At 35.3% G+C, this 22,282-nt stretch carries 22 protein-coding genes and 1 riboswitch; of the genes, 13 read left to right on the top strand and 9 right to left on the bottom strand.

Annotation, left to right across the window (positions count from 1 at the left end):
- Positions 1-97: 97 nt before the first annotated feature.
- Positions 98-1,141, bottom strand: a complete 1,044-nt coding sequence (locus ACUTSE_RS15310; RefSeq protein WP_002987156.1) for an RluA family pseudouridine synthase — start codon at positions 1,139-1,141, stop codon at positions 98-100.
- Positions 1,142-1,153: 12 nt separating this feature from the next.
- Positions 1,154-1,747 (bottom strand): PASTA domain-containing protein, encoded by a 594-nt coding sequence (locus ACUTSE_RS15315; RefSeq protein WP_115091425.1) that lies wholly within the window; start codon positions 1,745-1,747, stop codon positions 1,154-1,156.
- A gap of 114 nt (positions 1,748-1,861) precedes the next feature.
- Between ACUTSE_RS15315 and ACUTSE_RS15320 the strand changes: the two genes are divergently transcribed.
- Positions 1,862-2,836, top strand: coding sequence for a D-alanine--D-alanine ligase (locus ACUTSE_RS15320; protein WP_445640866.1), 975 nt, complete (start codon positions 1,862-1,864; stop codon positions 2,834-2,836).
- 13 nt (positions 2,837-2,849) lie between these two features.
- On the top strand, positions 2,850-3,302 hold the full coding sequence (gene coaD, locus ACUTSE_RS15325) for a pantetheine-phosphate adenylyltransferase (RefSeq protein ID WP_115091427.1): 453 nt from the start codon (positions 2,850-2,852) through the stop codon (positions 3,300-3,302).
- A 37-nt stretch (positions 3,303-3,339) separates the two neighbouring features.
- On the opposite strand, the gene ACUTSE_RS15330 is transcribed toward coaD, so the two are convergent.
- A complete protein-coding gene (locus ACUTSE_RS15330) occupies positions 3,340-3,945 on the bottom strand; it encodes an NUDIX hydrolase (RefSeq protein ID WP_445640867.1) in 606 nt (201 codons plus the stop codon).
- A gap of 7 nt (positions 3,946-3,952) precedes the next feature.
- On the opposite strand from ACUTSE_RS15330, the gene pyrE reads away from it, so the two are divergent.
- From pyrE to ACUTSE_RS15345, 3 genes are all read left to right on the top strand, one after another.
- The gene (pyrE, locus tag ACUTSE_RS15335; RefSeq protein ID WP_002987166.1) at positions 3,953-4,594 is read left to right on the top strand and encodes an orotate phosphoribosyltransferase; all 642 of its coding nucleotides are present in this window, start codon (positions 3,953-3,955) and stop codon (positions 4,592-4,594) included.
- Positions 4,595-4,610: 16 nt separating this feature from the next.
- Complete coding sequence (locus ACUTSE_RS15340; RefSeq protein ID WP_353102022.1) at positions 4,611-5,003, top strand: SRPBCC family protein; 393 nt, start codon at positions 4,611-4,613, stop codon at positions 5,001-5,003.
- A 498-nt stretch (positions 5,004-5,501) separates the two neighbouring features.
- Entirely contained in the window at positions 5,502-6,836 is a 1,335-nt protein-coding gene (locus ACUTSE_RS15345) for a hypothetical protein (protein ID WP_445640868.1), read from the top strand.
- Between the two features lie 70 nt (positions 6,837-6,906).
- On the opposite strand, the gene ACUTSE_RS15350 is transcribed toward ACUTSE_RS15345, so the two are convergent.
- The gene (locus tag ACUTSE_RS15350) at positions 6,907-7,653 is read right to left on the bottom strand and encodes a hypothetical protein (protein WP_445640869.1); all 747 of its coding nucleotides are present in this window, start codon (positions 7,651-7,653) and stop codon (positions 6,907-6,909) included.
- A 456-nt stretch (positions 7,654-8,109) separates the two neighbouring features.
- On the opposite strand from ACUTSE_RS15350, the gene ACUTSE_RS15355 reads away from it, so the two are divergent.
- Positions 8,110-9,501, top strand: coding sequence for an RtcB family protein (locus ACUTSE_RS15355; RefSeq protein WP_445640870.1), 1,392 nt, complete (start codon positions 8,110-8,112; stop codon positions 9,499-9,501).
- 1 nt (position 9,502) lies between these two features.
- Positions 9,503-10,135, top strand: coding sequence for a peptide chain release factor H (gene prfH, locus ACUTSE_RS15360; protein WP_445640871.1), 633 nt, complete (start codon positions 9,503-9,505; stop codon positions 10,133-10,135).
- 8 nt (positions 10,136-10,143) lie between these two features.
- Here the strand turns inward: prfH and ACUTSE_RS15365 are convergent, their stop codons facing one another.
- Together ACUTSE_RS15365 and prmA are read right to left on the bottom strand one after the other, a co-directional pair.
- Complete coding sequence (locus tag ACUTSE_RS15365) at positions 10,144-10,419, bottom strand: ATP-dependent Clp protease adaptor ClpS (protein ID WP_002987178.1); 276 nt, start codon at positions 10,417-10,419, stop codon at positions 10,144-10,146.
- A gap of 27 nt (positions 10,420-10,446) precedes the next feature.
- Positions 10,447-11,277 (bottom strand): 50S ribosomal protein L11 methyltransferase, encoded by an 831-nt coding sequence (gene prmA / locus ACUTSE_RS15370; protein ID WP_002987180.1) that lies wholly within the window; start codon positions 11,275-11,277, stop codon positions 10,447-10,449.
- Between the two features lie 122 nt (positions 11,278-11,399).
- On the opposite strand from prmA, the gene ACUTSE_RS15375 reads away from it, so the two are divergent.
- Together ACUTSE_RS15375 and ACUTSE_RS15380 are read left to right on the top strand one after the other, a co-directional pair.
- Positions 11,400-12,623, top strand: coding sequence for a porin (locus tag ACUTSE_RS15375; RefSeq protein ID WP_445640872.1), 1,224 nt, complete (start codon positions 11,400-11,402; stop codon positions 12,621-12,623).
- 124 nt (positions 12,624-12,747) lie between these two features.
- Positions 12,748-13,236 carry a hypothetical protein gene (locus ACUTSE_RS15380; protein ID WP_445640873.1) on the top strand — a complete coding sequence of 163 codons (489 nt, stop codon included), beginning with the start codon at positions 12,748-12,750 and terminating at the stop codon, positions 13,234-13,236.
- A gap of 45 nt (positions 13,237-13,281) precedes the next feature.
- On the opposite strand, the gene ACUTSE_RS15385 is transcribed toward ACUTSE_RS15380, so the two are convergent.
- The 3 genes from ACUTSE_RS15385 to ACUTSE_RS15395 all read right to left on the bottom strand — a co-directional run bounded on the left by ACUTSE_RS15385 (position 13,282) and on the right by ACUTSE_RS15395 (position 16,092).
- Positions 13,282-13,518 (bottom strand): hypothetical protein, encoded by a 237-nt coding sequence (locus ACUTSE_RS15385; RefSeq protein ID WP_259189702.1) that lies wholly within the window; start codon positions 13,516-13,518, stop codon positions 13,282-13,284.
- 80 nt (positions 13,519-13,598) lie between these two features.
- Positions 13,599-14,762, bottom strand: coding sequence for a diaminopimelate decarboxylase (gene lysA, locus ACUTSE_RS15390; RefSeq protein ID WP_445640874.1), 1,164 nt, complete (start codon positions 14,760-14,762; stop codon positions 13,599-13,601).
- A gap of 10 nt (positions 14,763-14,772) precedes the next feature.
- Entirely contained in the window at positions 14,773-16,092 is a 1,320-nt protein-coding gene (locus tag ACUTSE_RS15395) for an aspartate kinase (protein ID WP_445640875.1), read from the bottom strand.
- 433 nt (positions 16,093-16,525) lie between these two features.
- On the opposite strand from ACUTSE_RS15395, the gene ACUTSE_RS15400 reads away from it, so the two are divergent.
- The 4 genes from ACUTSE_RS15400 to ACUTSE_RS15415 all read left to right on the top strand — a co-directional run bounded on the left by ACUTSE_RS15400 (position 16,526) and on the right by ACUTSE_RS15415 (position 21,971).
- Positions 16,526-18,277, top strand: a complete 1,752-nt coding sequence (locus ACUTSE_RS15400) for an ABC transporter ATP-binding protein (RefSeq protein WP_445640876.1) — start codon at positions 16,526-16,528, stop codon at positions 18,275-18,277.
- A 74-nt stretch (positions 18,278-18,351) separates the two neighbouring features.
- A complete protein-coding gene (locus ACUTSE_RS15405; RefSeq protein WP_445640877.1) occupies positions 18,352-18,717 on the top strand; it encodes a PUR family DNA/RNA-binding protein in 366 nt (121 codons plus the stop codon).
- Between the two features lie 67 nt (positions 18,718-18,784).
- Positions 18,785-18,845, top strand: a riboswitch (Fluoride riboswitch).
- Positions 18,846-18,874: 29 nt separating this feature from the next.
- Positions 18,875-20,092 carry a chloride channel protein gene (locus ACUTSE_RS15410; protein ID WP_445640878.1) on the top strand — a complete coding sequence of 406 codons (1,218 nt, stop codon included), beginning with the start codon at positions 18,875-18,877 and terminating at the stop codon, positions 20,090-20,092.
- Positions 20,093-20,417: 325 nt separating this feature from the next.
- Positions 20,418-21,971: an FMN-binding glutamate synthase family protein gene (locus tag ACUTSE_RS15415; protein WP_002987199.1), complete on the top strand. Its 1,554-nt coding sequence runs from the start codon at positions 20,418-20,420 to the stop codon at positions 21,969-21,971.
- The last annotated feature ends 311 nt before the right edge of the window (positions 21,972-22,282 follow it).

The following is a 22,282-nucleotide window of genomic DNA, read 5'->3' on the forward strand; positions in this document are numbered from 1 at the left end:
GCAAACTCCAAAAATACCCTTTTTTTCGCGAAAAACCCTTATTCTAGGTTCATTTCTGTACATAAAAAAACCACAAAATTTAATTTGTGGTTTTATTTTATTCTAACTCAAGTGTGGAATTTTGTGAATAGGTTCTCCATTTTTCAATACAAGCAACCATATCCTGAGGTACTTCTGAATCGAAGCGAACATACTCTTTGGTTATAGGATGTTCAAAGCCTAAGGTTTTAGCATGAAGTGCTTGTCTTGGCAAGAGCTGAAAACAATTTTCGATAAACTGTTTGTATTTTGTAAAGGTGGTTCCTTTTAGAATCAAATTTCCACCATAGCGTTCATCATTAAATAGCGTATGGCCAATATACTTCATATGCACTCTAATTTGGTGCGTACGTCCTGTTTCTAAACGACAAGAGACTAAAGTCACATAACCAAAACGCTCCAATACTTTATAATGCGTAACGGCCCATTTTCCTTTACTCTCATCCTCAAAAGCAGCCATTTGCATACGGTCTTTCACGTGTCTTCCAATATAACTTTCTATGGTACCTTGATCTTCAACTACATTCCCCCATACCAAAGCTACGTATTCTCTTTCCGTAGTTTTCTCAGCAAATTGACGTTGCAATTCAGTCATTGCCCACTCCGTCTTCGCTACGACTAATAATCCGCTCGTATCTTTATCAATACGGTGTACTAGTCCTGGGCGTTCACTGCTATTTAGCGGTAAGTTTTCAAAATGGTAGGCTAACGCATTGACCAAAGTCCCTGTATAGTTTCCATGTCCAGGATGCACAACCAACCCTGGTTCTTTATTAACCACTAATAATGCATCGTCTTCATATACGATATTTAAAGGGATATTTTCTGGAATGATAATATTTTCAAAAGGAGGCTGTTTCATGAGTACACGTACAACATCCAAGGCTTTTACCTTATGATTTGACTTTACAGCCACATCATTCACAAAAATATTCCCGTTTGATGCTGCTTGTTGAATTTTATTGCGCGTTGCATTTTCAACTAAGTTCATCAAAAATTTATCTACACGTAGCGGCGCTTGCCCTTTACCTGCTTCAAATCGAAAATGTTCAAATAATTCATCTTCTAAATCATCGAACACTTCATTTACATTTTCTTGCATAAATTATTTTTCTTAATCAATATCGGGTGCTACATCCAATTGTTCTGCAGAAAGACCCGCTTTTCCATCTCCTAAAACGAAGTCGATTTTAGAGTTCTTCACTACTAAATCTCCTTTTTTCAATTTCTTGCCATTTTGATGTACTTCCAAAACAACATCTTTACCAATAAACGTGGCATAAGATCTTGTTCCTTCTTTTAAGCCCATAGAAGCAATCGTAGCACTCGCTTGTCGGTACGTTAACTGTTCTAATTCTGGTAAAATCACTTTACCATACCCAGCTGCGTTAATTTTAACGTAGATTTTTCTATTTTCCTTCACGCTAGAACCTGGCATAGGATCTTGTTCTAAAACAGTTAGAGGAGGGAAATTTTTATTGTAATCCAGCGTATCCAAGACAATCATACGCAATTCTTTTTGATCCAACGTTTGCTCAGCTTGATAGGTATCTAGCTTTAATAAATTGGGTACTTCAATTCGCTGTCCGTGATTTGTCGTTACTTTCAACCATTTCAATAGGCCTAGTACCCCCACAATAGAGATAATGATGGCTGCTGCCAAAGAAATTAAAAAGCTCTTACTTTTAAAAAATTGAACTAATTTCATAGGGTTAGATTTTTGACAAAGATATAAAATCGAAAAGATTTTTTGTTTCTGTGTTTTATTATAAATTTGTTTGAAACAATTCTTTTATAAATCTAACCTCAACATCCTGGGTATATGAAGCACGTAGCAATAATTATGGGAGGCTATTCGAGCGAGTTTGAAATTTCGCTTAAAAGTGGTCAAGTTGTATTTGACACATTGGATCGCACAACATACACACCGTATAAAATCCATATTTTTCGCGATAAATGGGTCTATGTAGACGAGCACAACGAGGAATTCCCAGTAGATAAAAATGATTTTTCGGTATCATACAAAGGGCAAAAATTAACCTTTGATGTTGTTTTTAATGCTATCCACGGTACACCTGGTGAGGATGGTTTATTACAGGCATACTTTGACTTAATCCATATGCCGCATACTTCATGTAATGCGTATCAAGCCGCATTAACCATGAACAAGAGAGATATGCTTTCTGTTTTAAAGCCTTATGGTATTAAAACAGCCATATCCTATTATTTGAATGAGGGAGATGATATCAACCCTGAAGCTATTATACAGCGTGTTGGCTTACCTTGTTTTGTTAAGCCTAACCGTTCAGGATCAAGCTTTGGTATTTCTAAAGTTCATACCACTGAAGAATTAATTCATGCGATTGAGGTTGCTTATAAAGAAGACAATGAAATTTTAATTGAGAGCTTCCTTAAAGGAACAGAAGTTTCTGTAGGTGTAATCAATTATAAGGGGGATATTATTGTCTTACCTATTACTGAAATTGTCAGTGAAAATGACTTTTTCGACTACGAAGCAAAATATTTAGGTAAATCTCAAGAGATTACACCCGCTCGCATTGACGATGTAATTAAAGCAAAAATAGAAGATATTGCGATTAAGATTTATCGCATTTTAAAAATGGACGGATTTTCGAGAAGTGAATTTATCATTGTTGGAGATACCCCATTTTTATTGGAGATGAATACAGTTCCTGGTTTAACTAGAGAAAGTATTTTACCTCAACAGGCGGCAGAAGCTAAAATTTCATTGCCCGATTTGTTTGACAATGCAATAGTTTTAGCTTTGCAGAAATAAAGACTCCCAAAATATGAGAAGAGCTGTTTTTCCTGGGTCATTTGATCCCATCACGAATGGACATTACGACATTATCAAACGAGCGTTGCCGCTTTTTGATGAAATTATCATTGCGATTGGTGTCAACGCGGATAAAAAATACATGTTCAGTTTAGAAGAACGCAAGGTTTTTATTGAAAAGACCTTTGCAAATGAACCTAAAATAAAAGTAGAGACGTATCAAGGGTTAACTACCGATTTTTGTCATGAAAAAAAGGCTCAATTTATTTTAAGAGGCTTGCGAAATCCAGCGGATTTTGAATTTGAAAAAGCAATTGCACATACCAATCGCTTTCTATCAAAAATTGAAACGGTATTTTTACTTACCGCTGCAAGTACTTCATTCATCAGCTCAAGTATAGTACGTGATGTGATCCGCAATCACGGAGATTACATCAGACTAGTACCCGAACCTGTCCGAATATAACAGATAAAAAAAGTCGCTCGAGAGCGACTTTTTTATTTTATTCACTAAGCAAACCTGCTTCTTCTACTAAAAGTTTAATATTTTCATAGGAATTGGACATTGCTTCTTTGATTTGTTCCTTATCAAACCAAACTACTTCTTCAATTCCTTCCTCTGCTTGCCCTATTAATGATCCATCATAGGACGTGCTCATCTCAAACCAACTGGTAATTTTTAATCGATATTTCCCATTTCGCTTAAAGATATGGTAGGTTTTGGGAAGTTTCTTGATCACTTTCAATTCTCGAACCCCCGTTTCTTCCTCCACTTCTCGTACTGCCGTATCTGCTATTTCTTCATATTTTTCAATTCCTCCCTTGGGTAAATCCCATTTACCATTTCTCTTGATAAAAAGTACTTTCCCTTCTGCATTATAGACAACACCTCCACCCGCTTTTTGAACAGGAATTTTTTCTTTTAGCCTTTTCATCATGGCTTTTTCGTCTGGATGATATAAAAATGCCTTATCAATTTTATTTTGAAAATATTTAATGATAATTTTGTCAATATCAACACTGTCTAACAAGAACAACTGAAAATCGGTTTCTTTCTCAATTTTATCAGTTAGAAACAACGGTTTATCGTTTACAAAAACTTTATACATTTGTATTATGATTTTTACTAAAGAAACAGCTCAACAAACTGCCGAATTACTTCTGCAAATTAACGCAATTAAATTAAATCCAAAAAATCCTTTTACATGGGCTTCTGGATGGAAATCTCCTATTTACTGTGATAACCGTATTACACTGTCTTATCCAGAGATTAGAAAATACTTAAAAGAGGAGTTTGCAAAGCATATTGTTGCAAAATATGGTAAACCTGATGTAATTGCTGGTGTAGCAACAGGAGCTATTGGAATTGGCTTATTAGTAGCTGAAGCCTTAGAATTGCCTTTCGTTTATGTTCGTCCTGAACCGAAGAAACATGGAAGACAAAATCAAATTGAAGGACAATTAGAACCAGGAAAAAAAGTAGTTGTAATTGAAGATTTAATCAGTACAGGAAAAAGTAGCTTACAAGCTGTTGAAGCTTTAAAAGAAAATGGAGCTGATATTGTAGGTATGGCTGCTATCTTTACCTATGAGTTTCAAGTTTCTAAAGATAACTTTGCTCAAGCAGGTGTTGAATTGACTACCTTGAGTAACTATACTTCTCTATTGGAAAATGCAGTAAAACAAAATTACATCTCTGCTTCTGACTTAGAGACACTACAAGAATGGAGAGTTAATCCATCAGAATGGAATCAATAATTAAAGAAATAAAAGTATGCAATTAGAAAGTCCAAAAGTAAAAGTAGCGCAATCTGCTGAATATATATTTAACGCATTATCTGACGTAAAGAACTTCGAGAAGTTAATGCCTGAATCGATTGCTAAATTTGAAGTAACTGGAGATGATTCTTTCATCTTTGCTTTGAAAGGAATGCCAGAAATCAAATTAAAGAAAAAAGAGGCAACTCCAAATTCTCAAATTGTTTTAGGAGCTGCAAGTGATAAATTACCATTTACTTTAACTGGAAATATCACAGAAGTTGACGCGAACAATACTGAAATTCAACTTCTATTTGAAGGAAGTTTCAATCCTATGATGGCTATGATGGTGAAAGGACCTATTGGAAAATTCATCGAAGCGCTAGCTGGAAACATGAATAAATTATAAAAAATCTTTAATTCTGACTGAATATTATATTCACTTTATAAAAGATAAAATAGTATAAAACAGCAGTACATCTCCTTGTACTGCTGTTTTTTTTATTGCTTCTACACTACGATTTCTTTCGTTTTTCCTTATATCACCTACCTCAATCCTCTTCATTTCTATTTCTCTTCATTTCTATTTCTCTTCCTTTTCTTATAAACAAAGTTTTCAAACGTTGTAAACCTATTCTTATACTTCCTTGTTTATCCAAACAAGGAAATAAAATTCCATCTTTTTAAAAAGATGTTCTTTTGTTTAAAAAATCACTATCTGATACTTGTTTTAACGAAGTATCTCTAATTAATTCTTGTATTTAAGCTAGCTTTACTAAACTCATCCTCAATTATTTAAATTTAAAACAATCATTACTCCTCTTTATAAAACGATATATATATATCAAACTGAATGAAGCATAGCTCTTATCACAATATAAACGTTCTGAAATTTTAAAACCAACCCATGAAAAAATATAAACTTACTGAGGAATCTATGATTCACAAAGGCTATACTCTTTGGCGTATAGAACATATAGCAACTGGAGCAAAAGGAGGCTGGGTTGAAAGCGAAAAAAATCTAAGTCAGTTGGGAAATTGTATGATTTTAGACAATGCCAAAGTTTATGGCGATGCAACAATTAGTGATCATGCCATAATTTGCAACGAGGCGGAGATATATGAACAAGCTTCTGTATATGGTCATGCTATGGTTTCTGAGCAGGCCTCCGTCTATGGGAATGCTAAAGTTTATGAAAAAGCCAGTATCAAAAGTAATACTCAAGTATATGGTACTGCTCATGTCAAACAAGAAACGGCCACAACTACTGATGAACGCCAATCTAACGATCCATCTACTTGGAATGAAATCAATTCACTCGTTTCATTGAAGCTTATTACACAACACGTTCAAGCACATGAAACCCAAACTCTTTATGCTAATGGACGACATCAGATTCAAGTTCAAGTTCTTTTAGAAGCGCTAGATATTCAAGGAAATTATATTTCAATTCCTCCCCATGAAATTTTTAAGAACATACAATGGGAAGATGAAAATCATACACCACTGAACGACATATTCTTATTTAGTGATATACCAGGAAAATATGTATCTTCTTTAGCTGTTGAAAATGAATTAACAGAACCTAAAATTTCTAGTTGTCTATTTTACTTGTCTACCACTCAGGTTTTAGGGAAAATAAAACTTCATGCATGCTGTTTGATGCATCACAAAAAAGTCTCTTTAGATAAAAGAAAAGAAGATACAACGGCAGCTTCGACTAATCATCAACATATCGTATCAAATTCCCTGCCTATACATCTTGTAGAGGCTCATACGTTTCAACAAAAAGACATTACTGTAGAGACTATTGAAAAAATAAGACCCGACTCTTACAATTCAATTCTAAAGAGCTATTATGTAAACTTTTCCTCTAACACTGATTCTATCAGCGAAAGTACAGATATACAAGATGAATATTGGTTTAACTATAGACAAAAAGGAAATTACAAAGCCTGTTCCACCACCACAGACAACTCTGTTAGAATTAATTATTGGGCTCGGTTTACGACAACCTTTCATATTACAGACAATTGGGAAATCACGATAACAGAGAAAAATCATGAGAGATCAGGTGCATGCTTCTGGGTCTATCGCGTATGGCATGGAGCCTTATGGGCTAATCATATATGGCTAAAACCTATGGTTTTTAATTTGTATGATCAATACGGGAATCATGTAACAATAAAGGTTAATGTTTTGAAAGATGCTGTATTAGAATTTATAGTTGTCTCTCCATAGACAGTAGCTTACTAAATAACAACAAAAGGAAGCCTAGGCTTCCTTTTGTTGTTTTTCTTTATAAAAAATATTATTTCAATTCTACAGTATATTCTAATACTTTCGGATTGTTTATTACATCTGACATTTTAAATTCTTTGACAAATGATTTACCATCTTGTGCAATTAAAGCGTCTGGATAAGAAACTGATTTGATTGCTTGTTCGAAATTTACTTTAATACGATAGGTAAACATCCCTGCCATTTGCCCGATTTCACCTAAACCTTTTTGTAATTCTTCCGGTTTCACTGACAAAGTACGTTGTAATGATTTTTTCTTCCATTCAAATTTAGATTTCTTCACAAACTCAGGAGCATCTAATTTCTTGCCATTTCCTTCACCTAATGCACTTAATTCCGATAGATTAACCAATGAAGTATTCAAGTCTGATGCATTTTTTGCACTAATTTTCAAACCAATATTCCCAATAGAATCATTCATCATCACTCGCACGCGAAGATTTTCTGTTTTCTTTAATAAATTGGGATTTGCTTTTAGGATACTATCTTTCTTTTGTTCTGGTTTTTTACTTTCTAACAAACTAATATCTAACAATTGTTCTACTGTCAATTCCTCTCCATTAATTAGATCTAATGCTTTTTTTACGTCTTTAGACATTCCATTTGCACTACTCGGCATTGTTTGTAGTAACTCAGAGAAATCCATATCCATTGCATAGGTGATTACTCCTTCTTTTTTTACGGTTACCTCTTCTGTTGTTACACAAGATTGAAATAGAAAGCCAAAGGCTACCATTAATCCAATTACTTTTTTCATACTCTATGTTTTTATTTACAAAAATAGACAAATCTTAGTAACAGTGCTCTTTATGCGACATCAATTCTCCCATCGATACTTATTGCTTTTTTCTCAGTATTATTCATGTAAAAAAATAAAAAATCATTTTTTGTTGTTTATATCAAAAAGTTTTTGCAAAATTTGCATTCAAATAAGTTTAACACATAAAAAACGAAGAAAAAATGTTTGTACTAAATTCTACATCGGCATTGTTCACATCCGCACCAGGTGCAGGAGTGTATCTTCGTGGTACTTCTTTTTAGTAAAATCAATTACTTTTATATATGAAAAGCCCGAAGATGTAAATTCGGGCTTTTTTTTTGTTTATTCCGGACCCTTTACAGAAAACCCGAATTGACATGTTGGTCGAACGCCAACGATTTTTTATGTCATGTATATTCTACATGACCTTTATTGTCAATTAAACAACATATCATGGGAAGGAAACTTTCAGGGAAAGACTTAATTCAATTGGGTTTTCCTCAAAATAATACAATCAATATTGCTTTAGGTACCATTAGTCGTTATAAGAAAAAAGAAAACAAAGACGCGGTACTTAGGGAAGCAAAACAAGTGTTACAAAACCCCGGCGCCTATTTAGGTGATGGCATCTGGGGGAAAGTAGCAGAAAGCATGGTCAAGCAAGTCGAAGTAAAACGACATGAATTAACTCATACAAGAGCACCTTTCTCCATTTTTGGAGCAGATGCTATAGATGAACAAACCAAATATCAACTATATACTGCTTTAAAATTACCCGTTGCAGCAGCTGGTGCTTTAATGCCCGATGCTCATTATGGGTATGGATTGCCAATTGGTGGGGTTTTAGCCACACACAATGCTGTTATTCCATATGGAGTTGGGGTTGATATTGGATGTAGAATGAGTTTATCTGTATTCAATTTACCAGCCAACTTCCTCAAAGGAAAGGATCATCAGCTATTGAATATTTTATCCGATCACACCAAATTTGGTATGTATGAAACACATCAAAACAAAGTAGATCACGAAGTATTCTATCGCGATGAATTTAAGAATATTCCCTTTGTGAAAGGATTATTAGATAAGGCCTACAAGCAATTAGGGACATCAGGGAGTGGAAATCACTTCGTAGAAATTGGCATTGTTCACTTAGCAGAAACCAAACCAGAGTGGAAATTAATTCCAGGTGATTATTTAGCCGTTTTATCCCACAGTGGATCGAGAGGCTTGGGCGCCAATATTGCGAAACATTATACTTATTTGGCAACAAAGCAATGTCCTTTACCGAGTAATGCACAACATTTAGCTTGGTTGGATCTCGATACTCACGATGGTCAAGAATACTGGATGGCGATGAATTTAGCCGGTGACTATGCCAAAGCTTGCCATGATGATATTCACCGTCGCATTGCCAAAGCTTTGGGAAAACAAATTGCTTTTACCATAGAGAATCACCACAATTTTGCGTGGAAAGAAGTCATCAATGGAGAAGAACTGATTGTTCACCGCAAAGGAGCAACACCTGCAGCAGTTGGTCAATTGGGTATTATCCCAGGATCCATGACGACAAATGGATTTATCGTGGAAGGTCTGGGAAATGAAGCTAGTTTGCATTCTGCTTCACATGGAGCAGGTCGATTACATTCAAGAAATGTTTGCAAGAGTAAATTCACCAAAAGCGATATCAAAACCGAGTTAAAAACAGCGGGTGTACAACTAATTGGTGGTAGTGTAGATGAGGCACCAATGGCCTATAAAGACATTAATGCTGTCATGCAAGCACAAGAAGATTTAGTAAAAGTACTAGGAACCTTTACTCCTAAGTTTGTACGAATGGATAAGTAATATGGAGCGGATTATACAAATTACATCAGGAAGAGGACCAGCAGAATGTGCTCTTGCTGTTACTAAAATCGCAGCTATTTTAGTCAAAGAAGCGAATCAACAGCAACTTGTTGCAACTTATCTACCTTCCACAACAGCAGCATCTGATTCAATTTTTATTGAAATAAAGGGAACAGACAAGCAAGGCATTCAAGCATTTATTGAATCATGGTTAGGAAGTATACAGTGGGTTTGCAGCAGTCCTTTGAGACCCAAGCACAAACGCAAGAATTGGTTCATTGGTATTTTTGAGACAGAACCGAGAGAACAAGCAGTACTTTGGGAGGAAAAAGATTTCGCTTATCAAGCCATTCGCAGTTCAGGTGCAGGAGGGCAACACGTCAATAAGGTAAGCTCCGCAGTACGCATCACCCATTTACCAACGGGTTTACAGGTCATTGCGATGGATAGTCGATCACAGCATCAGAACAAGAAATTAGCCAAAGAGCGCTTGCTTCTTAAATTGGAACAATCCAAAGAGAACCACGCAGAACTTGTGGAAAAACAAACGTGGATGAATCAGCTACAGATAGCAAGAGGAAATCCTACACGCCTATTTATAGGACCACAATTTAAACAAAAAGGGAGCAATTAGCTCCCTTTTTATTGTATTTCAGCACTTAACCCTGCATCTAATAATTGCAAGCATTGTGGTTTTAATTTTTTAAACTCACCCGTCTTAACCGTACATTTTCCAGTATAATGCACTAATATCGCACATTGCTCTGCCTGTTCTGCTGTATGGTCACATACTTTGATTAAGGTTTCAATTACATGATCAAACGTGTTGACATCATCATTATACAAGATAATTTCACTCTGACCATTCAACAATTCTGATACATCAATCTTTTCTTCTACGATTTCTTTTGTACTCATAATATCAAAATTTTAATACAATGACTATCACTTTTTAAACTTCAAAGATACCCAATTATTTTTTTCTAATTGATTTTCAAAGGTTAAACCTTTTTCTTCTGCTGCTTTTTTAATACTTGAAACGTCTTCTGTATAGAATCCACTGAAGTAAATCTCAGCATTTTCTTTCATGGTACGGATATAGTGATCCATATCATTCAATAAAATATTGCGGTTAATATTGGCTAAAACCACATCATATTTAGGCTCTTGAACTAAAATAGATGCATCCCCTTCAAATACGTCGATATTGCTACAAGCGTTACGGGCAGCATTTTCAATTGAATTCAAATAACACCAATTATCAATATCAATAGCATCGACATTTTTCGCTCCACGCATGGCAGCCAAAATAGCTAAAATTGCCGTTCCACATCCCATATCCAAAACAACTTTGTCTTGCATATCGTTGTTTAAAATTTGGCGAACCATCATATAAGTTGTCTCATGATGCCCTGTTCCAAAACTCATTTTAGGCTCAATTACAATATCGTATTGCGCTTGTGTTTTTTCGTGAAATGGCGCTCGAATATAGCATACTCCATCTACATCAATGGGATCAAAATTCTTTTCCCACTCCTCATTCCAATTCACTTGTTCGATTTCTTCTTTTCGATACGTAATCGTAAATTGATCGGATTGTAGAATAAAAATATCCTCTAAAATATCTTCTGTCCACAAGTCTTGTTGTACATAAGCACTAACACCTATAGCTGTTTCTTCAAAACTTTCAAATGCTTTTTCCCCTAATTCTGCGATAAGAATTTCTACACCAGGCACTAAAGGCTCTACTGTAAAATGATATCCAATATATGACATGCTGTTTTTTCTTTACTATCTTTAGTTAACCATTTAATAACATTGCCCTTACATTTCAATAACAACGATATAAATGTGGAAACAAAACTAATCTTATTTTTGCAATCTCAACACACGAACACATGAAAAAAATCTATTTATTAATATTGTCGTTACTATCACTTAACGCAATAGCACAAAAGATTGAAACAGCTAATAACGATATTAAATTAGCTCAACTTCCTTATTACAACTTCGGTAAAGGAGTTGGAATTACATCTTCGGATAGTATATTTCAATTGAACTTGCGTTTTCGCATGCAAAACCGCTTGACTTTTATGGAGAATGAAGGGGAAAAAACAAAATATGAAGGAGAGATTCGTCGTTTGCGTTTGCGTTTCGATGGTTATGTAGGGAATCCTAAGTTCTTATACGTAATTCAATTATCATTTGCGCCAAAAGATATGGGGAAAACAGTCGAGGGAGAATCGGTGAATATCATCCGTGATGCGGCAATGACTTATCGTCCAAATGAGAATTGGAGTTTCATCTTTGGACAAACAAAACTTCCAGGAAACAGACAGCGTATTAACTCTTCAGGAGCACTTCAGTTAACGGATCGTTCAATTAACAACTCTAAATTTAATATAGACCGTGATTTTGGTTTACAAGCCTACTATCACCAAGAGCGCAAAGACAAATTTGGTTATGTTATCAAAACAGCGGTTTCAACAGGACGCGGAAGAAATTTCCAAGGTTCTGAAAGTGACAGTTATGCTTTAACAGGACGCGTGGAGTTATTTCCTATGGGAAGTTTTAAAAATAATGGAGCTTACTTTGAAGGAGATATCGCGAGAGAGACTAAGCCAAAGTTAATGCTTGCTGGTACGTTTTCACACAACAATAATGCAGAAAACTCACAAGGACAAACAGGAACAAAATTATACGAAACGAGAAATCTAAACTCTTTCATGGCTGATGCAATCCTAAAATATGATGGATGGGCTGGAATGGTTTCTTTTATGAATCGAAATGTTGATGATGCTATTACTTATGGTATAGATCCAGATGGAACTAAACGCAACAGCTATGTATACGCAGGGCATGGAATGGATTACCAATTGAGTTACTTATTTCTTAATAACTACGAGTTAATTGGCCGTGTTTCAACACAAAAAATGAAAACACAATTATACGAGCAATTAAATTTACCTAATACGACTGAATTTACTGTAGGGGTAACCAAATATTTATGGGAACATGCCTTCAAACTTCAGGCTGAATTGACGTATGACAAGTTAGATTTCTACCAAGGATCAAGTAAAAACAATTGGTATTTTAGAATGCAATTCGAAATTGGTATTTAATTCGCTCTTTTAGCATAGGTTTATAACTAAAAGTTTAGTAATCTCAATAGAAAGCTAAAAAATAATTACAATATTCTGTTTTTTTTCTATATATTTATAAGAGTACAATCTTAATTAATTAGCGATGAACAGATTATTTTATTATTTCAGCATGATACTTGTTGGAGTAAGTGTGATGGGCTGTAAAGACAAAACGCCATCCCCCACTCCTTCTGAGGTAGAGACAAGTACTCCAGTAGATCAAGTGAAAATTGATACTGCTATTGACGAATACGAATTGATTTCGCAAGACACAATAGATAAACTAAACGAAGCTATTAAACGTGAGAAACTAACTTCGGTAGAAGGGATTATGCGATTCTACGCTCCAGAGGATAAAGAAGCAGAAGGGAAATACAGCTATGACATCACCGTTTTACAAATGTCAAATTCATCGCTCACTTTAATCACGTTAACCGAAGAAGGAATAAATGATGATTCGATGCAAGCGAAAAAAGTGGTCATGACTATTAAGGCAAAAGATGGTCACAACCAAGTAACGCAAATCAAACAAAGCTATAAATGCTGGGAAGGACGAGGCCACACTAATTGGAATGCTTCTCATTGCAGTTAACATAAAAAAAAAGTCGTGATTTAAATCACGACTTTTTTTTTATCCTTATTCTGCTTGAGGTTGTTGTTGTTCATCATCCCTTTTCGCAATATTCATATTTGGAAATTTCTTTTGAATAGATTGTAAAGCAAATTCATTAATTTCATTCATTGCTTCAGGTGAAGGCAATTTTAATGTTTCTGCATTGTGTTTTAATACTTCTTCTAATAAGATTTGTGTTCTTAATAATTGAAAGTTCAAATCGATTAATTCTCCTGCTACGTCGATATCTCCTAATTTCATCTTACTGGTGTTAAATTAAAGTTTTGTTTTTATCTCAATCAAATTTAACAAAGTATTTCTAATATCTACTACAAAAGCATTTATTCTTCAAAATAAAATTGCAGCGGTTGGCGCAAGTTATAACGAGAAGACATCACCTCTCCATAAGCCCCTGCAGAACGAATAGCAATCAAATCTCCGCGAACTAATACAGGGAGCTCTACATTCTTACCAAAGCAATCGCTACTTTCGCAAATAGGCCCCACTACTTCGTACTTTTCTGTTGCCTCAATCTCAGATTCTCCTTGCTCCAAATACTGTATTTGATGATAGGCTTGATACAGTGCTGGTCGCAATAGCTCAGTCATACCTGCATCGAGAATGGCAAAATTTTTATTCACCCCTTTTTTAATATACAATACACGGCTGATTAAACTGCCACAATTGGCTACTAATGATCGTCCTAATTCAAAATGCACTTGTTGCCCTGGTTTGGGTTCCAAAAAACGATGGAACAACGCAAAAAAGTCGACAAAATCTACGATTGCTTCGCCATCTGGATCTTTGTAATTAATACCAACCCCTCCTCCTACATTCAAGATTGGCACTACAATTCCCCTTTCAATAAACCACGTATTCCATTCATTAACTTTTAAACACAAACGTTTAAAAACAGTCCAATCCGTAATTTGAGACCCCACGTGAAAATGCAGTCCTACCAAAGCTAAAGCACTTTCACTAGAATGAATCAGGGTCAAGCAATCCTCCAATTCATGCATCATGATTCCAAATTTATTCTCATCTAACCCTGTAGTGATATAATGATGGGTATTTGCATCAATATTGGGATTTATGCGCAAAGCAACCGAAGCATGTGTTTCCATTTCTCTAGCTATGGCATCAATGACTTGCAATTCTTCCAGTGATTCTACATTAAAAGCCAATATGCCTTGGCTCAATGCCACTCGGATTTCCTTTTCTGTTTTACCTACACCTGCAAAAACAATTGATTTCGCTTGAAATCCATGGGCAATTGCCGTTTCTATTTCTAGACCACTGACGCAATCTGCCCCCAATCCTAAGGCGCTAATTTCTTGCAGGATTCTGGGGTTATTATTCGCTTTTACCGCATAGTGAATATGGAATCCCCATTGATCTGCAGCAGTTTTTGCTGCAGATATCGTCGCTCTGAGCAAAGGCAAATCATAGTAATACAAGGGTGTTTCTTCTTTTTTTAGTTGTTCTAATATCGCAGTTGAAATCATAGTTCTCTCTTTAAAATAATCGGTGATGTAAAGCGCGTAAGGCTTCAATTTTGTATTTAGACGGAAGCAAAAGTGAAATATTATGCTCACTCCCTCCATAGGAAATCATGCGAATCGGAATGTGTTTTACCGCTTCCGATACAAGAGTTGCATATCCATTCTTATTTCGCTTAAAATCTCCTACAATACAAACGATAGTCTGATCTTCATCCACTTCCACCTTTCCAAAATGGTTCAATTCTGCTATAATTGCCTGTAAATGTGTACAGTCATCCAACGTCAATGAAACCGCAACCTCAGAAGTGGTGATCATATCTATAGGTGTTTTATAACGTTCAAATACTTCAAAAACACGTCTTAGAAAACCATATGCTAATAACATACGCGAAGAGTGAATGCGAATAGCTGTGATATTATCCTTCGCTGCAACGGCTACAATTTCATCGGGATGATCAAACGTCGAGGAGATTAAAGTGCCTGGCGCCTGGATATCTAATGTATCGAGTAGTCGAACAGGAATATTGGCTTTTTGCGCTGGAAAAACACTTTGAGGATGCAATATTTTCGCACCAAAATAGGCTAATTCAGCAGCTTCATCAAAACTCAAATGAGCAATGGGTTTGGTATTGGATACACAACGGGGATCATTGTTGTGAAAACCATCAATATCCGTCCAAATTTGAATCTCTTCTACCTTTAATGCTGCTCCAATTAAAGAAGCAGTATAATCAGATCCCCCTCGTCTTAGGTTGTCTATTTCGCCAAAAGCATTTCTACAAATGTAACCTTGTGTAATAAACAAGGTGGCTGTCGGAAATTGAGTGAGCTTATTGTTTAATTGTTGTTGAATATAGGGTAAATCAGGTTCCTGATCTTCACTGATTCGCATAAAATCTAAAGCAGGAAGTAAAACGGATGCAATCCCTTTTTCTATGAGATACTGATGAAAGAGCGCCGTTGACAACAATTCGCCTTGTGCTAAAACCCAACGTTCTTCTACCGAAGTAAACAAATCATTTCCTAACTCATCTAGCAGCGTAAAATGACTTTGGATTAGCGTATGTCCCTTTTCTTTTCCGTCCGTAGTAACAAAAAGCGTATCCACAAATACTTGATAAGATTGAAATAGCTGTTGAATCATTTGCCGCGCCTGAGCTACTTCTCCTTGTGCATAGCGTGCTGCAATCGCCACTAATGCATTTGTAGTTCCTGCCACTGCAGATAAAACGACCAATTGTCGATCGCTCTTTTGCGATTGGATAATAGGCCATAACTTTTCGAATCGCTCAGGACTTCCCACGGAAGTTCCTCCAAATTTTAATACTTTCATATCTTTCATTTACACACACAAAAAAGGGTTTGTCGCGATGACAAACCCTTTGTTATTTTATTTCATTATAAAAAATAAGGATATTGCTCACGATGCTTGACGTAAGTTTATCTTCTTTCCCTTTTTTATAATGATAAATTGCATTTTTCTTCTTTTTAGTATGCAACAAATATATTTACTTTCTTCTTACCTTTTGTTTAGTTAGATTATTTTTAACTTTTTATTAGTTTATTTTTAAGCTTTCAACTTTAGTATTCCACTCAGTTCTATTTTCTTTCATTGGGTTAATTCCCTTATCCTTGTGTGAAATGAAAGATCAGTATTACAAGAAAAAAGAATAATAGTTTATATTTGCATCTTACTTTTTAAAGTTGTGAAAAGATGGTTTTATCTCCATCATTTTCCTTACTTTGCAAGATTAGACAAACAAACTATGCGAGCTTTACAATCCTTAAATAAATATTTCTATAAGTATAAATATCACTTCCTTACGGGTGTTATTATTACGATCGTTGCTCAGATTTTCACTCTTTATACTCCAAAATTAGTTGGGGATTCGATTCGAATTTTAGAGCAATTAAACACCTTTGACAAGGAAAAAGTTACTGCGCTTTTATTGTCCAATATCTTTTGGATTTTGGTTACGACTTTAATTGCCGGATTTTTGACTTTTTTAATGCGTCAAACGTTGATTGTGATGTCTCGCCATATTGAATTTGACCTAAAGAATGATATTTTCAAGCATTACGAAATTCTCACTCAAAGCTTTTACAAGCAAAATAGAACAGGGGATTTAATGAACCGCATCAGTGAAGATGTTGGAAAAGTAAGACAATACGTAGGTCCAGCGGTCATGTATTCAATCAATACATTAATTCGTTTTGCTGTGGTATTGACGCAGATGTATATCATTTCACCTCAATTGACTTTTTATTCGCTTCTACCCTTACCGCTATTGGGGTATTTTATTTTTAAGCTCAGCAAACAAATCAACGAACGCAGTTTAATTTTTCAGCAGAACTTATCCATCTTATCTACTTTTACGCAAGAGATATTTTCGGGGATGCGCGTCATCAAAGCTTATGCTATTGAACCTAAAAAAGTAGCTGAATTTGAAGAATTAACCCAGAGCAGCAAAGAGAAATCGCTTAAACTGGCAAAAACGGGAGCCTTGATTGGTCCTTTGATGATTTTGCTGATTGGATTGAGTAATTTACTGGTGATTACCATTGGTTCTATCATGTATTTCAATGGCGATATTCCCGATATTGGAGTCATTGCCCAGTTTATTCTTTACATCAATATGTTAACCTGGCCTGTTGCTTCTTTAGGCTGGATTTCTTCGATGATTCAAGAGGCAGAGGCTTCACAAAAGCGCATCAATGAGTTTTTAGATGTACAACCTGAAATTTACAATACTAATCCTAATCCTACAGTAATCAAAGGAGATATCACATTCGAACATGTTTCTTTTACTTATACTGATACGGGGATTCAAGCTTTGAAAGATGTCAGTTTTAGCTTAAAACAAGGCGAAACTTTGGCTATTCTAGGAAAAACGGGATCTGGAAAAAGTACGTTATTATCCTTAATCAGTCGTATGTATACTATTGATTCAGGGCGTATTCTATTTGACGGAACTCTGATTGAAGATTGTAATTTAACTGATTTGAGAAAAAATGTTGCGGTTGTTCCACAAGATTCCTTTTTATTTTCGGATACTATTAGCAATAATATACGATTTGGAAAAGAAAATGCGACGATTGAGGAAATAATTGATGCCGCTAAAAAGGCTGTCGTTCACCACAATATTGAGCAATTTGAAAAAGGGTATGACACTGTTTTAGGAGAACGAGGATTGACCTTGTCTGGTGGACAAAAACAACGTGTTTCTATTGCGAGAGCTTTAATCAAAGATGCTCCTATTCTCTTGTTGGATGATGCTTTATCCGCAGTAGATACAGAAACCGAGGAACGCATCTTAAAACATTTAGAAGAACACAGCAAACATATTACTACGCTCATTGTTACGCATCGCGTATCCTCAGCTAAAAATGCAGATCAGATTATTGTCTTAGATCAAGGCGTGATTATTCAGGCGGGAACACATGAAACTTTGATTAATCAACAAGGATATTATGCGGAGTTACATGAAAAACAATTGAAAGAAAAAGAAATAGTGTAAAAAGTTGGTTTATTAGGATTTTTTTTAGACTTTTGAAAGCTATATATACAAATCAATTAATTGATAGAAGGATTATGAGAGATAACGAAATGTTAGAAAAAGAAGAGATTTTCTCGAAAGTATTGAGAGCGGGTAGAAGAACTTATTTCTTTGATGTAAGAGCTACAAAAGCTGATGATTACTACATAACCGTAACTGAAAGTAAAAAATTCACAGAAGACGATGGATCATTCCACTTTAAAAAACACAAAATCTATTTATACAAAGAAGATTTTGCTGCATTTAAAGACATCTTAGATGAAATGACAGAATACGTAGTAAATCATAAAGGTGAAGAAGTTATTTCTGAAAGACACCAAAAAGATTTCAAAAAAGAATATCAAAAAGAAGAAGATGATTCAGTAAACAGTTTTACAGACGTAGAATTTGATGATATTTAATCTTTTATAAAAAAATAAATACGAAAGTTCAACTCGATGGGTTGAACTTTTTTTTTATCTTTGTATCATCATAATAGGCAATGATGTCTGCCTCGAACCGCCTTGTAGCTGATGACGTCTAGTATACTATAGTTTATATAATCTATACAAAGCCGTTATGAATACAAGTAAAAAAATTAAAGACTTTCTTTTCCATTCCCCGAACAAACCTTTCGTTTGGGTAGTTTTAAGTTTACTTATTGGTAGTTTAATTGGTAGTGCCTCTGCCCTATTTCTATTTGTTCTCGAATACGTTACAACAGTACGTCAAGCGAATCCACTATTCTTATTTGGACTTCCTGTTGGAGGATTTTTTATTGGCTGTTTGTACTACTATTTTGGAGGGAATGCAAACAAAGGCAATAACTTATTAATTCAAGAATATCATCACCCGGTAGCAAAAATACCATTTAAAATGGCCCCTTTTGTTTTAGTAGGTACTTGGGTTACCCACTTATTTGGGGGATCTGCTGGTAGAGAGGGAACTGCGGTACAAATGGGAGGTGCAATCGCTGATCAATTCACAAAACTGTTCAAACTAGGGGCTACGGATCGACAAGCGATGCTCTTGATGGGGATTGCAGGCGGATTTGCTTCTGTTTTTGGAACTCCACTAGCCGGAACGGTATTCGCTTTAGAGCTCATGGTTGTTGGTCGTAATAAGTACACCTATATCTTGCCTTTGCTACTTACTTCTATTGTTTCGCATTATGTATGTTTAGCTTGGGGTATCACGCATACAGTTTATACAGTAGATTGGGTTCCTACTTTGGAACTTTATACGCTGCTGAAGGTAAGTATAGCGGGTGTGTTATTTGGGTTAACAGCCATTTTATTTGTTAAGTCAACGGATACTGTTTCTCATTTTGCATCCAAGTATATTAGCTATCCTCCTTTGCGTCCATTTTTGGGTGGGATTCTCTTTCTCCTTCTCTTTTATTTGGTTCAAGATACGCGATTCTTAGGATTGGGGGTAGAAACTATTATTGATTCCTTTCATACCTCGCAAACCTATAGTGTATTTTTACTCAAAATAGTATTTACAGCTCTTACATTAGGTGCAGGCTTCAAAGGTGGAGAAGTCACCCCTTTATTCTTCATTGGTGCTACCTTGGGTAGCTTTTTAGCCCTATACCTTCAATTGCCTATCGGATTTGTGGCTAGTTTAGGATTTGTTGCTGTATTTGCAGGTGCTACAAAAACACCACTGGCGTGTATCTTTATGGCTACTGAATTATTTGGAAGTGAAACACTTATCTACACTGCCCTTTGTTGTCTAATCGCTTATTTCATCAGTGGTAAACACAGCATCTATAAATTTCAATTATACCTATAAAACCAAGCTTCCATACGCTTAAACACTAAAAAAAAAGAACAAAGATTACATTTTAATCACACAAATATAAAAATATATAAAAAATCATCATTCATTCCTAATAAAATTATCATATTAGCATTTTTACAGCGTAATCTTGCCAAAATAATAATTATAAAAATCTTTTAAATTCAAAATCTTTACTACCTTTGCCTCCGATAGAAGTGATTTTATTTTCTGTTTTTTTTGAAATAGAAAAGGGAAAAAATCGGCCCTATTCACCCTATTTTTAAACTATTAACATTACAAACTAGACAACAAAAAGATTGCACTAAATTTTAGATTTATGTTTCACAAAAAGTTTTTTAATCGATTCACATTTGGACAATTGACCATTGCATTGGTTGTGATTTACGTATTGTACTCTATTACCACTTTTGTTCTTTACCGATCAACAGCTAGCATTGTTAATCTTGTAATCTCCGGAATTCTAACATATTTAACAATCTATGATTTAATTCAAAACAAACATACGATTCGTAAAAACTATCCTTTATTTGCGCGTTTCAGATATATGTTTGAATCTATTCGTCCAGAGATGCGTCAGTATTTTTGGGAAGGAGAATTAGACGGAAAACCATTTAACCGTCGTGAGCGCTCTATTGTTTATCAAAGAGCTAAAAACGAAAAACAAACCGTTTCATTTGGTATGCAAGATGATGCTAATCGTATTGGTTACGAATGGGCTGCACACTCTGTATATCCAAAACACGTTTCAGATACTAATTTCAGAACCTTAATTGGAGGTGAAGATTGTAAACAACCGTACAGCGCAAGTATTTATAATATTAGTGCAATGAGTTATGGTGCTTTGAGTAAAAAAGCGATTACTGCTTTAAACGAAGGAGCTAAGATTGGTGGTTTTGCTCACAACACAGGTGAGGGAGGAATTAGCCAATACCACCGTTCAGGAGGTGATTTAATTTGGCAAATTGGTACAGGATATTTTGGTTGTCGTGATGAAAAAGGATTCTTCAGTGACCAATTATTTGAAGAGCGTTCAAATTACCCTGAGGTAAAAATGATCGAGTTAAAACTTTCTCAAGGAGCTAAACCTGGGCACGGAGGGTTATTACCAGCTGAAAAGAATACGGTTGAAATTGCTGCAATTAGAAGTATTACACCACATACAACGGTACACTCACCATCTGGACATACGGCATTCAGTAATCCAGTTGAATTAGTACAATTTTTAGCGAAGCTTAGAACATTATCAAACGGAAAACCAGTTGGATTTAAAATCTGTATTGGTCGTAGAGATGAGTTCATCGCTATTATTGATGCAATGAAACAAACAGGTATCACACCAGACTTTATCACGATTGACGGTGCTGAAGGTGGTACAGGAGCTGCTCCATTAGAGTTTATCGACTATATGGGAATGGCTTTGAATGATGCTTTAGTATTTGCTAATAAGACATTAATCGAAAATGGATTAAGAGGAAAAATCAGACTTTTAGCTTCAGGAAGAATTATCTCTGCCTTTGATATTGCTAAAACAATGGCACTTGGTGCTGATGCATGTTATAGCGCAAGAGGGATGATGTTTGCTTTAGGTTGTATCCAAGCTTTACAGTGTGACAGTGGTCACTGTCCTGTAGGTATTGCTACACAAGATGAAACCTTATACAAAGCATTAGATGTTACAGACAAGAGAATGCGTGTAGCTAACTTCCACAAAAATACAATGAAAGCTTTAGGAGAATTCATCAGTGCAGTTGGATATGAAAAACCAAGTGAAATTGACCCTAGAACGTTCCATAAACGTGTGGATCACGGTGTAACTAAGAGTTTCCAAGAAATGTACTTCGGAGAATTAGATACGCGTAAAAAAGCATAACTTATTCAATTAATAAAAAAAAGGCTGTCTTCAAAAGAGACAGCTTTTTTTATATCCACCTTATTAAAACTTTATCTTGATCAACATCATTCGTTTACCGTTATAAATAAGAAGAGGGCAGCCTTGTTAGACCACCCTCTCTCTTTCCCTAAAAAAAGCACTCACTCTTAACGAGCGAGTGCTAAAACAATTAAAACAAAAAATCAATTATAGACCAAAACCATATTTTATTTTAATTCCCACAGCGTATGTTTTTAATTTATACGCCGCATTGTCGTACACTGCATTGCGTTGTACTAAAGCTTCTCCTT

The sequence above is a fragment of the Myroides sp. TSA_177.3 genome, from assembly GCF_052691955.1.